The sequence below is a fragment of the Falsiroseomonas sp. RANM36 genome (assembly GCF_056682175.1).
The window spans coordinates 23251-37211 of the sequence record NZ_JBWXTD010000003.1 but is presented as its reverse complement, the minus strand read 5'-3'; the positions used below and the strand labels follow the sequence as shown (position 1 = coordinate 37211).

At 71.5% G+C, this 13961-nt stretch carries 12 protein-coding genes (1 of these 12 running past the window's edge); 6 read left to right on the top strand and 6 right to left on the bottom strand.

Annotated features, from left to right (window positions below):
* Window positions 1-897 carry the 3' end of an ABC transporter permease gene (locus AC1MIR_RS05080; RefSeq protein WP_480027103.1) on the top strand. It extends 942 nt beyond the left edge of the window, so only the last 897 of its 1839 coding nucleotides appear in the window; the start codon falls outside the window, past its left edge; its stop codon occupies window positions 895-897.
* 61 nt (window positions 898-958) lie between these two features.
* Here the strand turns inward: AC1MIR_RS05080 and AC1MIR_RS05075 are convergent, their stop codons facing one another.
* The 6 genes from AC1MIR_RS05075 to AC1MIR_RS05050 all read right to left on the bottom strand — a co-directional run bounded on the left by AC1MIR_RS05075 (window position 959) and on the right by AC1MIR_RS05050 (window position 7564).
* Window positions 959-1717, bottom strand: a complete 759-nt coding sequence (locus AC1MIR_RS05075) for a D-glutamate cyclase family protein (protein ID WP_480027102.1) — start codon at window positions 1715-1717, stop codon at window positions 959-961.
* Entirely contained in the window at window positions 1714-2733 is a 1020-nt protein-coding gene (locus tag AC1MIR_RS05070) for an amidohydrolase family protein (RefSeq protein WP_480027101.1), read from the bottom strand. The genes AC1MIR_RS05075 and AC1MIR_RS05070 overlap by 4 nt, the downstream gene beginning before the upstream one ends.
* The gene (locus tag AC1MIR_RS05065) at window positions 2730-3749 is read right to left on the bottom strand and encodes a hypothetical protein (protein WP_480027100.1); all 1020 of its coding nucleotides are present in this window, start codon (window positions 3747-3749) and stop codon (window positions 2730-2732) included. Before AC1MIR_RS05065 ends, AC1MIR_RS05070 begins: the two co-directional genes overlap by 4 nt.
* A 74-nt stretch (window positions 3750-3823) precedes the next feature.
* Window positions 3824-5704 (bottom strand): TRAP transporter permease, encoded by a 1881-nt coding sequence (locus tag AC1MIR_RS05060; RefSeq protein ID WP_480027099.1) that lies wholly within the window; start codon window positions 5702-5704, stop codon window positions 3824-3826.
* A 22-nt stretch (window positions 5705-5726) separates the two neighbouring features.
* A complete protein-coding gene (locus AC1MIR_RS05055) occupies window positions 5727-6716 on the bottom strand; it encodes a TAXI family TRAP transporter solute-binding subunit (protein ID WP_480027098.1) in 990 nt (329 codons plus the stop codon).
* A 29-nt stretch (window positions 6717-6745) separates the two neighbouring features.
* On the bottom strand, window positions 6746-7564 hold the full coding sequence (locus tag AC1MIR_RS05050) for an IclR family transcriptional regulator (RefSeq protein ID WP_480027097.1): 819 nt from the start codon (window positions 7562-7564) through the stop codon (window positions 6746-6748).
* 333 nt (window positions 7565-7897) lie between these two features.
* Here AC1MIR_RS05050 and AC1MIR_RS05045 point away from each other — a divergent pair, with 333 nt between their 5' ends.
* From AC1MIR_RS05045 to AC1MIR_RS05025, 5 genes are all read left to right on the top strand, one after another.
* Entirely contained in the window at window positions 7898-9976 is a 2079-nt protein-coding gene (locus AC1MIR_RS05045) for a hydantoinase/oxoprolinase family protein (RefSeq protein WP_480027096.1), read from the top strand.
* Window positions 9973-11784, top strand: a complete 1812-nt coding sequence (locus AC1MIR_RS05040) for a hydantoinase B/oxoprolinase family protein (RefSeq protein WP_480027095.1) — start codon at window positions 9973-9975, stop codon at window positions 11782-11784. Before AC1MIR_RS05045 ends, AC1MIR_RS05040 begins: the two co-directional genes overlap by 4 nt.
* The gene (locus tag AC1MIR_RS05035) at window positions 11784-12191 is read left to right on the top strand and encodes a hypothetical protein (RefSeq protein ID WP_480027094.1); all 408 of its coding nucleotides are present in this window, start codon (window positions 11784-11786) and stop codon (window positions 12189-12191) included. Before AC1MIR_RS05040 ends, AC1MIR_RS05035 begins: the two co-directional genes overlap by 1 nt.
* A 122-nt stretch (window positions 12192-12313) precedes the next feature.
* Window positions 12314-12775 carry a (2Fe-2S)-binding protein gene (locus AC1MIR_RS05030; protein ID WP_480027093.1) on the top strand — a complete coding sequence of 154 codons (462 nt, stop codon included), beginning with the start codon at window positions 12314-12316 and terminating at the stop codon, window positions 12773-12775.
* Between the two features lie 14 nt (window positions 12776-12789).
* Window positions 12790-13961: molybdopterin cofactor-binding domain-containing protein (locus tag AC1MIR_RS05025; RefSeq protein WP_480027092.1), on the top strand; the 1172-nt coding region annotated here is incomplete at its 3' end.

Sequence of the window (13961 nt, the reverse complement as noted above, 5' to 3'; positions counted from 1 at the left end):
GGGGGCGCGGCGGGGCGGGGGGGGGGGGGGGGGGGCCCCCCCCCCCCCCCCCGCCCGCGGGCCCCGCCCCCCCGGGGGGCCCCCGCGCCGCCGATCCGCCTGCAGGGCCGCTCGGGCGCGCTGCTCGGCCTCGGCACCGCGGCGCTGGTCGCCATCGCCAGCACGCCGCAGATCGTCGTCACCGTCTGTTCCTTCCTCGAGGTGCAGGGCGTGGTGTTCCAGCCGGTCTTCACCCTCGACAACTTCGCCCGCGCGATCGAGGCGCTGGGCGATGCGCTGTGGAACAGCCTGATCTTCGCCGGCCTCGCGCTGCTGCTGATCATCGTGGTGGGCTCGGCGATCGGCTACGTCATCGCGCGGCGCACCGGCCCGCTCACCCGCACGCTGGATCTGCTGATCATGGTGCCCTATGTCGTGCCGGGTACGGTGCTCGGCATCGGCTACGCCACCGTCTTCAACGAACCGCCGCTGCTGCTGACGGGTACGGCGACGATCATCGTCACCGTCTATTTCGTCCGTCGCCTGCCCTACATGACGCGCGCCTCCGCCGGCATCGTGTACCAGATCGACAGGGGGCTGGAGGATGCGGCGCGCAGCCTGGGCGACCCGCCGCTGACCGGCTTCCGCCGCGTGATGGCGCCGCTGATGCGCCCGGGCATCCTGGCCGGCGCGGCCATCGCCTGGGTCGAGGTGTTCAGCGAGCTCTCGGCCTCCATCGTGCTCTACACCGGCGGGACGCGCACGCTGCCGATCGCGGCCTACCAGCAGGCGCTGTCGGGCGATGTCGGCATGGCCGCGGCCTATGCGACCATGCTGGTCGGCGTGGCGGCGGCGGGCCTCGTGCTGTTCGTCATCGCCCGCGGGTCGGAGCGCGAGCGCAGCCTCGGCTGGCTGTAGCCATAGCATTTTCAAGCCAAGCGGCGTCGCTTGGCGACTCGGAAAATGCGCTGAAACGGGTTTACGTCATCACCGCGTCGGCGGGCAGGTCGGTGATGAAGCTGTGCGCCGGGGCGTGGGTGATCATCAGCTCCGGCCGCGCGGCCTCGGCGGCGGCCTGTGGCGTCACGCCGCAGGCCCAGAAGACCGGCACCAGGCCCTCGGGCAGCGGCGGCACCGGCCCGCCGAACAGCGGCGCCGCCAGATCGGCGCCGATCGCCGCGGGATCGCCGATATGGATCGGCGCACCGTGGTTGTGCGGGAAGCGCGCCGTCACCTCCACCGCGCGGATCGCCTGCGCCGGCGTCAGCCAGCGCATGGTGGCGACGAGCGGGCCGCGGAAAGGCCCGGCGGGTTCGGTCGGCAGCGTGGTGTTCACCACCCAGCGATGCCGGTCCGTCGGCACGCCCGCGCGTTCCAGCGCGCCGTCGAAGGTGATGCCGGAGCCGATCAGCACCAGCACCAGATCGTCGCGCCACAGGTCACCGATCTCCGTGCGATCCGACGCGCGTTCGCCGTGGCGCCAGACGGCGTAGCGCGCGAGGTCGGTGCGGATGTCGGCGCCGGGCGCAAGGCGATGCGGCACGGGATCGCCGGGATCGCCGATCTCCATCACCGGGCAGGCGCGCGGGTTGCGCTGGCAATAGACAAGGAAGTCGTAGGCCCAGGCCTTGGGCAGGATCACCAGGTTGCATTGCACGTAGCCGAGCGCGAGACCCCGGCTGGTGCCGGTGATTGCGCCGGCGCGGATCAGCGCGCGGATGCGCTGCGGCTTGATCATGACGGCGGTTGCGCCGCCATCAGCGCGCGCAGCGTGCCCTGCATGACGCGGTCGCGCGTGGCGGCGTCCATACGAAGCGCATCGAGCCCTGCCAGCGTCTCGCGCACGAGATAAGCGCCCCCTTCGGCATCGAACGGAAAATCGCTGGCGAACATCACGCGCTCCGCGCCGAAGAAGTCCAGGCCGCAGCGCATCGCCCCCACCTCGCCGGAAAGCGCGGTGTCGGCAAAGAACTCGCGGAAATACTCGATGGGCGCGCGCGCGAGGCGCGGACCGAGCAGCGCGCCATCGGCGGCCGGCGTGCGGCTGCCCATGTCCTTGCCCCAGCCCTGGCGGATGCGTCCGGCGAAATAGGGGATCATCGCGCCCATGTGGTGCGTGACGACGCGCAGCCCCGGATGCCGGTCGAACAGGCCGTAGAAGACCAGCCGCGCCATCGCCGCGCTGCTGTCATAGGGCCAGCCGAAGCACCACCAGATCTCATGCTTCGAGGCGCTCTCGCTGCGATAGTCCGGCATGTCGGGCCCGCGCACGGGATGCAGCCAGATCGCCCAGCCGAGTGCCGCGACGGCGTCGAACACCGGGGCGAAATCCGGCTCGTCCAGCGGCCGGCCAAGGATGTGCGTGGGGATCTGCACGCCGCAGGCGCCGAGGCGCGCGGCGCGCTGTGCCTCCTCGATCGCCGCCGCGGGATCGAGGAGCGAGAGGCTGGCGGTCCAGCCCACGAAGCGGTCGGGATGGCGCGCCGCGATCTCCGCCAGCCCGTCATTGGCGATGCGCGCGGCCTCCGCCGCCTCCGCCGCCGGCACCAGCTCCTCGATCGGCGGCATGGAGAGCGTGAGCAACTGCCGATAGGGCGCGAAGCGATCCATCAGGCGGAAGCGCGCCTCCAGGTCGAACAGCGTGGTCAGCGTGAGCCAGCGCTTCAGCCGGCCCGTGTCCGAATGGTGGCGCCGGAGCCGCGCGAGATAGGCGGGCGGCAGGATGTGGGTCCAGCCATCGATCCGTTCGCTCATGCGCCCTCGTCCAGCGTCACCTCGTAGATCTGCGCATGGCCCGTGCGGTCGGAGGTGAAGACCACGCGCATGCCGTCCGGCGAGAAGCGCGGATGCGGATGGGTGTGCTGCGCCGCCTCCACCGCGACCGGCCCGTCATTGTAGGGAAACGGCCCGCCCCAATGCGCGCCCTGCGAGGAGGCTTGGGATGCGCAAAGGAAGCGCGCCTCCCCGTCGCCCGCCACGGGCAGCAGATGCAAGCCGCGATCAGGGAAGGTGGTGTCGCAGACGATGCGCGCGCCGGCCGCATCGGAGACGGCATGCCAGGCCGGGAAGCGCGTGATCCAGCGCGCGGCGCCGCTTTCCGCATGCACCGCCTGCATGCCGCGCGGCCAGTCCACGAAGGCGATCTCGCGCCGGCCTGGAAGCCAGGTCTCGTGGGTGATCCACTGCATCCGGTCCTCCCGCGCATAGGCGCGGCGATTACGCGCACCGCTGCGGTCGGTGAGCCAGACGCGGTCGGTCATCGGCCCGGCATAAAGGATCAGGTCCTCGTCATCGGGGCAGAATTGCGGGTGGCCGATGGTGTCGCGCTCCAGGAACACGCGCGTGTCGCCCGACTGCGTGTCGATCAGCACGAAGCGCGAGACGGTGCTGGCGCGCACCGGCACCGCCCACCATCGCCCGCTGGCGGAAAGCGCGGTGGTGCCCATGGCGGCGCCGACCATCCCCTTCTCCCGCATCTCCACCGCGCCGAAGGAGGCGAGCTCCTCCTCCGCGAAGGTCTCGAGGTTCACGCGGAAGGCGGCGGTGCCGGCGGTGTAGTAGGCGAAGCGGCCGCAGGGCGAGGGATGCAGCGACCAGGCGGCGAGGTCCGGCCGGTCCGTGGCCTGCACCAGCCGCCCGCTCGCGCGCTCCTCGAAGAAGACCTGCGGCGCGCCGCAACGGTGGGAGACGAAGACCAGCTTCGTCATGGCGCGGTCCCAGGCGGGGACGAAGAAGAAGGGATGGTGATGGATCGAGGGCTGGTCCGTCACCTGCCGAATCGCCCGCCCGCTGCATGGGTCGCGGAGGTGCCGCGCCTCCGCGGGCCAGATGCGGCCGCGGCCGCTCATGGCGCGTTGCCGGCGCGGCGCGCCGCGGGCAGGCCGAGCACGAAGGCGGGAAAGCGCCAGGACAGCAGCAGGAAGGCGCCCGCCGCGCCATTCGCCAGCCACCAGGGCAGGGAGAGCGTCGGGTAGATGATCGCGCAAAAGCCGCAGGCCAGCAGCAGCAGGCGCTCGGGCCAGGTGAGCAGGCGCGTCGCATAGCCCACCACGCCGGCGGCCCAGACGCCGGTGGAGAGCAACAGCCCCGCGCTCGCCAGCAGCACCTGCCACAGGCTGCCCTGCGCCAGCAGCGCCGGATCGGCGATGAAGCCGAGCGGGATGAGGAAGCAGACGAAGCTCATCTGGAAGGCGCGCAGGCTGGTGGCCATGATCGGCGCCCCGGCGAGTCCCGCCGCGGCATAGGAGGCCAGCGCGACGGGCGGCGTCACCATGGACAGCACGCAGTAGTACATGACGAAGAAATGCGCCCCGAGCGGCGGCACGCCGAAATTCTGCACCGCCGGCACGAAGAGGATGGCGCCGATGATGTAGGCGGCGACGGTGGGCAGGCCCATGCCCATGATGATGCAGCCCAGGATCACCAGCAGCAGCGCGCCGCCCAGCGTATCCCCGCCCGCGCTCATCAGCCCGGCGGCGAATTTCAGCGCCAGGTTGGACTGGATCGCGACGGCGATGACGATGCCGACCGCGCCGATCGGCACCGCGATCTCGGCCGCCTGCCGCGCGACGTCGCGCAGGATCTTCGGCGCGTCGAGCAGCGTGCGCCAGCCATCCGGCCCGAAGGGCGCGATCAGGAAGCAGGACAGCGTGGCGTACATCGCCGCACTCGGCGCCGACCAGCCCGCCGCCAGCGCGCCGATCAGCACCACCAGCGGCGCCAGCAGCACGAGGCGCGGCAGCACGGCCGGGATCGCCGCGATCGTCGCGCGGTCGATCGTGCCGGCGCCGGTGCGGCAGGCATGCAGATGCGCGCCGATGAACAGCGCGGCATAGAAGCCGAGCGCCGGCAGCACGCCCGCCAGCGCCACCTGTGCGTAGGGAATGACCAGCAGCTCCGCCATGACGAAGGCGGCCACCCCCATGATGGGCGGCATGAGCTGCCCGCCGGTGGAGGCGATCGCCTCCGTCGCCGCGGCGCGCTCGGCGGGGATGCCGGCGCGGCGCATCAGTGGGATGGTGAAGACGCCGGTCGCCGTGACATTCGCCACCGCGCTGCCGGAGATCGTGCCCATCAGCGAGGAGCCGACGATCGCCACCTTCGCCGACCCGCCGCGCGCCGTGCCGACCAGCCGCGTCGCGAGATCCACGAAGAGCGAGCCCCCGCCGACGGCCGAATACACCACGCCGAAGGCGACGAAGTAGAAGACGAAGCCGACCGAGGTCTCGGTGGTCACGCCCAGGATGCCGCTGGTGGACATCGTCAGGATCTCGATCGCCTCCGGCAGCGCGAAGCCGCGGAAGCCGGCCTCGCCCGGCAGCACGTAGCCGAACATGCCGTAGAGCAGGAAGGCGAGGATGACGGCGACGAGGATGCCGCCCACCGCACGGCGCACGCCCTCGATCAGCAGCGCGACGAACAACACGCCGATCGCGATGTCGAGCGGGAAGACCGGATCCACCATGTCGATCCGGTTGGCCAGGCGATCCGCGCTGGCCCAGTAATACCACCCCACCGCAGCGACGCCGGCGAGGCAGAGCGCATCGATCCCCCGCCGGAACAGCGGCGGCAGCGCCGGCGCGCGCAGCGGCTGGAACAGGAACAGCAGGAACAGCGCGGTGACGAGGTGCGCCGGCCGTTCCACCAGCGGCGCCCGCGGCGCGAAGAGGATCCAGTACTGGAAGGCGCAGAAGCCCGCGGCCAGCCAGAAGCGTGGATCCAGCACCTCGCGCCGCACCCGTCGCGCCTCAGCTCATCCAGCCGCGTTCGCGGAAGTAGCGCGCGGCGCCCGGATGCAGCGGCACGCCGGTGTTCTCGGGCTTCCAGGCCTCCTCCGGCTTGAAGGCGTTGAAGGCGGGGTATTCGGCGACGAGCTTGTCGCGGTTCTCCACGATCGCCTTCACCACGCGATAGGCGACGTCGTCCGGCAGCGCGGCGTTGGCGATCAGCACCGTGCCGAAATCGCCGCTCTTCGTCGGGCCGTCCTGGCCCTGGAACCACTGCGGCAGCATCGCCCGGCGCAGGCCGACGCGCGCCAGCGCATCGAGCGACTTCTCCGACAGGTCGAGGAAGCGCACATCCGCCGTCAGCGCGATCTCCGTGATGGTCGGGTGGCCGCGCAGCACCGTGTCGAACAGGATGTCGGCGCGGCCGTCGCGCAGGATCGCCGGGATCTGCGAGACGTCAACCTGGATGATGCTGCCGCCATTGGCCCGCACCTTCTCGCGGCTCAGGCCGTGCGCCGCCAGGATGGTGTCCACCGCCGGCGGCACGTTGGAGCCCTGCGGCTTCATCACGATGCGCAGCGGCTTGCCGGAATCGAGCACCTGGTCGAGCGTGGTGAAGCCGTTGCGCTGCAGGAACTCGTTGCGCACCATCGCGCCGATGAAGACCGGGTTCAGCCCGCCGACGAGGGCGCGGATATGCGTGGCCTTCTGCCCGTTGTAGAGCGCGTCGCCATTCGCCGCGAGCACCGCGGTCTGCACGTTGGAGAGCGCGATCTGCGCCGTGCCGCGCTCCACCACCATCGGGTTCGCCACGCCGCCGCCGCGCGGGATGATCTCCACCGTGCGCCCTTCGAGCACCGGCGCGATCACGCGCTGGATCGCCGCCGCGGCGACATACCAGCCGGATCCGACCGGCATCGCGCCGATGCGCAGCGTGTCCTGCGCGGCGGCGGGCCGCGCGATGGCGAGGCCGGCGGTGGCGGCCATCAGGCTGCGACGCGTGGTGTTCATGGTGCTTCCTCCCGTTGCTGTCGTGGTCGTCAGGCGGCCGCCTTGCGGCGGCCTGGTCTCGGCTGTGCCGCCGGCGCGACGACGGCGAGCGCGGCGCCCCCGGCGGAGAGCGCGCGGCCGATCTCCGCCGCGGCGGCCATGACGGGGCGCAACAGGTTGCGGCGGAATTCGGCTTCCGAAGTGCGCGAGGAGGGCGCGGCGACGCTCACCACCGCGACCGGCTGGCGGTCCGCATCCAGGACCGGCACGGCGAGCAGGCGCAGGCCGGGCGTGAAGGGGCTCTCGTTCAGCACGAAGCCGTCGCGCCGCGCCGTGGCCAGCCGCTTCGCCAGCGCGCCGGCATCGACCGGCACCATCGGCAGCGCGCCGGGCCGCGGCGGCAGCGCCAGGATGCGCGCCACGGCCGCCTTGTCGAGGAAGGCGAGCAGCGCGTTGCCGATCGCGCTGCTCGCCGCCGGGATGGTGGTGCCGACGCGGATGTCGACGCCGAGCCGCGTGAGGCCCGCGCGCACGCGCTCGACATAGAGGATGTCCGCGCCGTCCAGCACGCCGAGGCTCGCGGCTTCGGATGTCTCGCCAACCAGCGAGCGCAGGATGGGCCGCGCGGTGTCGCGCAGGTCGCGCCGCGCGATGGCGGCGAAGCCGAGGTCGAGCACCTTCAGCGTGAGGCGGAAGCGGCGCGTCGCCGGATCGCGCGCGAGATAGCCGGCCTCGGCCAGCGTGGTCAGCATGCGATAGGCGGTGCCGGGATCGAGTTGCGCGGCGGAAGCGGCCTCGGAGACGGACAGCTCCGGCTGCTCGGCCGTGAAGGCCTCGAGCACCGACAGCCCCTTGAGGAGCGATCCCACATGGTTCCGGGCTGCGGTGGCGGCTGATGGGCCGCCCGCCTCTGCCTCGCGTGCCAAGGTTTCCTCGCCTCGCGCCTGGTTGCGCCGCCTTCGCGTGGTGTCTCTTTCGGATTGCGAAGGTTTTTTCGTTCGCTCCGATGCTGCGCGCCTTTGCCCGACCCGGTCAAGCGGCCGATGCGCCGTGCAGCCCCTGCGCGCGATTGACACCGCGTGAGCCGCCTCGGCATACAGACGATCCGCCTTCATGTGCGAAGAAATTTTCGCATTCCGAAAGAAGGGCGGCGCGCGGCACGCCGCGCGGCACGCGGGAGGGCGCCGGATGCGCGGCAGATCGTGACGTCAACGGCCAGCCTGCGCATCGCCGTGGACATCGGCGGCACCTTCACCGACCTCGCCGCCTTCGACGAGGAAGCCGGCGCGCTGCGCTTCGGCAAGGCGCTCTCCACCCATCACGCGCTGGTCGAGGGGATCGAGCACACGCTGGATGGCGCGGGCGTCGCGCTGCGCGATGCGCGGCTCTTCCTGCATGGCTCGACCATCGCCATCAACACGCTGCTGGAACGCAGCGGCGCCCGCACCGCGCTGCTGGTGACGGAAGGCTTCCGCGACATCTACGAGATCGGCCGCGTCAACCGCCCGGACGCCTACAACCTGTTCTTCCGCCGCCATGTGCCGCTGGTGCCGCGATCCTGGCGCTTCGAGGTGCAGGAACGGCTGCTGGCCAGCGGCGCCGTGCACAAGCCGCTGGAGGAGGAGGGGCTGCGCGGCATCCTGCGCGGGCTCAAGCCGCAGGGCGTGGAATCCGTCGCGATCCTGCTGCTGCATTCCTACCGCAACCCCGCGCATGAGATGCGCGTGAAGCAGATCGTGCAGGAGGAGCTGCCGGGCGTCTTCGTCACCGCCTCGCACGAGCTCAGCCAGGAATACCGCGAGTTCGAGCGCGTCTCGACCGTCGCCGCCAACGCCTATGTCGGCCCGCGCGTGTCGAACTATCTCGGCGAACTGGCGGATCACCTGGACGCGCGGGGGTTCCGCGGCGCCTTCTACGTCGTGCAGTCCACCGGCGGCCTGTTCCCCGTGGCGCATGCGCGGCGCGACTGCGTGCGCATGCTGGAAAGCGGCCCGGCCGCCGGCGTCATCGGCACCCAGGCGATCTGCGCCCAGCTCGGCCTGCAGGATGCGATCGCCTTCGACATGGGCGGCACCACCGCCAAGGCCGGCGTGATCCATGAAGGCCGGCCGCTCACCACCGGCAGCGCGCTGATCGGCGGCTACGACCAGGCGCTGCCGATCCAGATCCCGATGACCGACATCTTCGAGGTCGGCACCGGCGGTGGCAGCATCGCCCGGCTCGGCCAGGGCAACAGCCTGCGCGTCGGCCCGCAGAGCGCGGGCTCCGACCCCGGCCCCGCCTGCTACGGGCGCGGCGGCACCGAGCCCACCGTGACGGATGCGAACCTGCTGCTCGGCCGTCTCGATGCCGAGCATTTCTTGGGCGGCGCCATGCGGCTCGACGTCGCCGCCGCTGAACGCGCCCTGCGGGACGTGGCGGCGCCGCTCGGAATGGAGCTGATGGAAGCGGCCGAGGGCATCCTGCGCATCGCCGTCACCTCCATGTCCTACGCCGTGAAGGCGGTGACGACCGAACGCGGCCTCGATGTCGGCAGCTTCGTCATGGTGGTCTATGGCGGCGCCGGGCCGCTGCACGCCTCCGCCATCGCGCGGGAGATCGGCATCCGCCATGTGCTGATCCCCTGGTCGCCCGGCTACTTCTCGGCCTATGGGATGCTCTACAGCGACCTGCGCTACGACTTCGTGCGCTCCTGCTTCCGCCGCCTCGCCACCGCCGACTTCGCGGAGATCGAGGGCCTCTATGCCGCGATGGAGCAGGAAGGCCTCGCCGCCATCGAGACCTCCGCCGTGCGGCCCGAGAGCATCACCTTCGAGCGCGCGGCGGACATGCGCTATGTCGGGCAGGAACACGCCGTGACGGTGGAGCTGCCGCGCGAGGTCTTCGCCGCGCAGGACCGGGAGGCGATCAAGCGCCATTTCGATGCGCAGCACGGCATCCGCTACGGCACCAGCGCGCCCGGCGAGCCGGCGGAGCTTGTCAGCCTGCGCGCCACGGTCACGGGCATCATGCGCAAGCCGCCGCGCCATGCCGTCGCGGCAGGCGACGCATCGCCGCCCGCCGATGCGCTCAGCCGCCGCAAGCCCGTGTATTTCCGCGACCGCGGCGGCATGGTGGAGACGCCGGTCTATCGGCGCGACGCGTTGCGCGCCGGCAACCGCATCGAAGGCCCGGCGCTGATCGAGGAACACGCCTCCACCACCCTGCTGCAGCCCGGCGACCGGCTGGAGGTGGATGGCGCCGGCAATCTGCGGATCGCGATCGGGAGCGTCCTGCGATGAACGACACGGCACGTCCGGCGGTGGATGCCGTCACCGTCGAGATCGTCCGCAAGGGCCTGCTGGCCGTGACGGAGGAGATGAAGACCAACCTGATGAGGACCGCCTACAACCTCATCATCTACGAGGCGCTGGACTTCACCGTGGGCCTGTTCACGAAGGAGGGCGAGACGGTCTCCATCGGCCTCGGCCTGCCCATGTTCATCCGCGGCATGGCGGAGACGGTGAAGGCGAAGATCCGCCACTTCGGCTACGGGAACATCCACGAGGGCGACATCCTCGTCACCAACGACGCCTACACCACCGGCAGCCACCTCAACCACTTCACCTTCAGCCTGCCGATCTTCCACGAGGGCGAGCTGATCGGCTTCGCCTGCTGCATGGCGCATTGGCTGGATGTCGGCGGCACGCTCGGCACCGTCACGACGGACATCTACTCCGAGGGCATCCAGATCCCCATCGTGAAGTACCGCAGGCGCGGCGAGGTCAACCAGGACCTGGTGGACATCATCGCGATGAATGTCCGCCTGCCCGACAAGGCGCTGGGCGACCTGCGCGCGCAGATCGTCGCGGTGACCACCGGGGAGCGGCGGTACCTCGAATTGGTGCGCCGCTACGGCTGGCCGGCGGTGCGCGACTCCATCCGCGTCATCATGGACCAGTCGGAGGCGCTGGCCCGCGCCAACACCCGCGCCATCCCGGACGGCATCTACGAAGCCGAGAGCTTCATGGACGATGACGGCGTGGAGGTGGGCGAGCCCGTGCCCATCCGCGTGCGCATCGAGAAGCGCGGCGAGGAGATGACGATCGACCTTTCCGACGTCTCGAAGCAGGTGCGCGGCTTCTACAATTCCGGCGTCACCACCGGCATCGCCTGCGCGCAGGTCGCGTTCAAGTGCCTGGCCGCGCCCACCGACTATCCGGTGAACGAGGGCAGCTTTCGCGCGCTGAAGGTCATCATGCCGATGGGCACCGTGGTCAGCGCGGAACGCCCGGCGCCGATGCGGGTGTGGATGACCTATCCGATGACGGTGATCGACACGATCTTCAAGGCGCTGGCCGATGCGATCCCGGACCGCGTCGCGGCGGGCCATCACGCCGACCTCGTCTTCCCCAACATCCACGGCATCAATCCGAACGACGGGAAATTCTATATCGTCGGCATCGGCCCGCTCGGCGGCGGCTGGGGCGCCAAGGCGAGCGAGGACGGCATGTCCGCCACCGTCTGCATGAACGATGGCGACACGCATAACGGCCCGAGCGAGCAGCTCGAAGCCAAGTATCCCGTGCTGGTGGAGCGCTACGCGCTGCGCGAGGACAGCGGCGGCGCCGGGCGCTGGCGCGGCGGGCTCGGCTGCGAGCAGGTGGTGCAGGCGCTCGCCCCCTTCCAGCTCACCACGCGGATCGACCGCATGCATTGCAAGCCGTGGGGCCTGCATGGCGGCGGCGAGGCGGCGGGCAACGGCATCGGCCTCAGGCGCAACGGCGAGTGGCAGGCGGAATTCCCGAACGCCAAGGTGTTCAACGTGCGCCTCAAGCCGGGCGACGCCTACATGATGCGCTCGGGCGGCGGCGGCGGCTTCGGCCCGCCGCTGGAACGCGACCCGCTTCTCGTCGCGCGCGACGTGCGCGAGGGCTATGTCAGCCGGCAGGTTGCGCTCGAGACCTATCGCGTGGTGCTGGACGGCGCCGGCCTGGTGGACGAGGCCGCCACGCGCGCGCTGCGCGCCCATAGCGACCTGGCCGCAGCGCGGCCCGCGGAGACGGCGGAGGCCGGCGACGGGCCGCCGCTCGACCTCACGCCGGGCTGATGTCGGCGGGCGCGCCGCCCGATCCGGGCGCGATGGCGCAGCGCGCCGCGGCGCTGTGGCGCGGCGTGCTGTCCCGCCCGCTGCATCCGGCCGGCTGCACCTGCATGGGGCATGTACTCATGCCCGCGATGAACGCCCGCGACATGGAGGCCGACATCCTGGACTACATGCGCGGGCGCTACGCGGCGGAAGGGATCGGCGCCCTGGTGGCGCTGCTCGATGCCCGCGCGGCGGCGCGGGAGGCCGCGGACATCCCCGCCCCGCCCTTCCGCGCCTGGCTGTTGCGCCTGCCCGCGTCCGGCGTGGAGGCGGCCGCGCTGGAGCGCTTCCTGGCCGACCTGCTGGCCACGCTGGAATCCTTCGATCGTCCCGCCGGGCCGGAGGGCGGCGGGCTGATCTGCGTCTGAAGCCGGCGGCGCCGCGGCGGAAAAACCGCCTGATGACAACCACCCTGTCGGGCATGTAATCCTGCGGGCAGAACCGGCGTCCGGCACGGTCCGCGGCGCGGCGAGGGCAGGAGACCACCCCAATGGCGAAGTTGAACGTCAACGGACAGCTGGTGGAGGTCGATGCCTCCCCCGACACGCCCCTGCTCTGGGCGCTGCGCGATCATGTCGGGCTGACCGGCACCAAGTATGGCTGCGGCATCGCCGCCTGCGGCGCCTGCACGGTGCATATCGACGGCCAGGCGATCCGGTCCTGCGTCACCCCGCTCTCGTCGCTCGACGAGACCCAGAAGATCGTCACGATCGAAGGCCTGTCGCCGGACGGCAACCACCCGGTTCAGGTCGCCTGGCGCGAACTGGACGTGCCGCAATGCGGCTTCTGCCAGTCCGGCATGATCATGGCCGCCGCCGCGCTGCTGGCGCAGACGCCGCGCCCGACGGATGCCGACATCGACGCCGCGATGAGCAACATCTGCCGCTGCGGCACCTACAACCGCGTGCGCGCCGGCATCCACCAGGCCGCCCGCGGCGGCATCACGGGCTGAGGGAGACACGCATCATGGCTCCGCTCGACACCGTCTCCGCCTCCCGCCGCGGCCTGCTGAAGGGTGCGGCCGCCGGCGCCGTCCTGCTCGGCTTCCATGTGCCGGCCAAGGGCGCGCTCGCCCAGGCCGCGGCCGCCGCCGGCCAGGTGCCGGAGGTGAATGCCTGGGTGGTGATCCACCCCGATGACCGCGTGGTGCTGCGCATGGCGCGCACCGAGATGGGGCAGGGCACGCGCACCGGCCTCGCGCAGATGATCGCTGAGGAACTGCACTGCGACTGGTCGAAGATCAGCACCGAATACGTCACGCCGGGCGAGAGCCTGCGGCGCAACCGCGCCTGGGGCGCCTTCCTCACCGCCGGCAGCCAGGGCATCCGCAATAGCCAGGACTATGTCCGCAAGGGCGGCGCCGCGGCGCGCATCATGCTGGTCCAGGCCGCGGCCAATCGCTGGAACGTGCCGGCCGCCGAGTGCAGCGCGAAGGACAGCGTGGTCACGCATGGCCCGACCGGCCGCACGCTGCGCTACGGCGAGGTGGCGGCCGAGGCCGCGCGGCTGACGCCGCCGGCCGAGGTGCCGCTGAAGGATCCGAGCGCATGGACGGTGATCTCCACCTCCAAGCCGCGGCTCGACACGGCGGCGAAGACCACCGGCTCGCTGGTCTATGGCGCGGACCTGAAGATGCCGGGGATGCTGGTGGCGGTGCCGCGGCGCTGCCCGGTCTTCGGCGGCACCGTGCGCGCGGTGGACCGCGCATCGGTGGCGGGCATGCCCGGCGTGCGGCATGTGCTGCAGGTGGGCGACAGCGCGGTCGCGGTCGTGGCCGACACCTTCTGGCAGGCCAAGACCGCGCTCGATGCGCTGAAGGTCGAGTGGGATGTGGGGGAGAACGGCAAGGTCTCCTCCGCCACGATCGATGCGCGGCTGACCGAGGGGCTGGACGCGGCGGAAGCCTTCGTCGGCAACCAGAACGGCGACGCGCGCGCCGCCATCGCCGCGGCGCCGCGCAAGATCGAGGCGGTCTATTCCTATCCGTTCCTCAACCACGCGCCGATGGAGCCGATGAACGCGACGGTGGTCTGGACGCCGCCGCGCGGCGGCGTCTGGTGCCCCCCGCAGAACGGCGCGGCGGCGCAGGCCGCCCCCGCCCCCGCCGCGGGCCTGCCGCCGACCCCCCGCCCCCAGGC